Origin of the sequence: Citrobacter sp. wls717, from assembly GCF_005280955.1 — a bacterium.
GTDB classification, from domain to species: domain Bacteria; phylum Pseudomonadota; class Gammaproteobacteria; order Enterobacterales; family Enterobacteriaceae; genus Citrobacter; species Citrobacter werkmanii.
Genome location: NZ_SZWW01000051.1, coordinates 1 through 210, shown reverse-complemented (window position 1 = coordinate 210; position 210 = coordinate 1). Strand labels below are relative to the sequence as shown.

General features: G+C 34.8%; 1 protein-coding gene. It reads right to left on the bottom strand.

The features are described from left to right. On the bottom strand, positions 1 to 210 hold a 210-nt coding region (locus FDX09_RS19600; protein ID WP_170973256.1), incomplete at both ends, for a transposase.

Below are 210 nucleotides of genomic sequence, written 5' to 3'. Positions count from 1 at the left end.
CAGTAAAGAATACGCTAAAAGTATCATCTCTAATTTCAATTGAAAACCTTGAGGCGAACGACTTTTACAACGCTCAGCTCCTAGATTTGTCAAAAAAGAGAAAACTCGCTCAATCACTTTTCTACGTTTTGAAAAATTAGGGAAAAGGATTTTCTTTTGCTTCATGTTCTTCCTGACAGGTGTCATTAGATCAATTCCTTTTAATTCCAG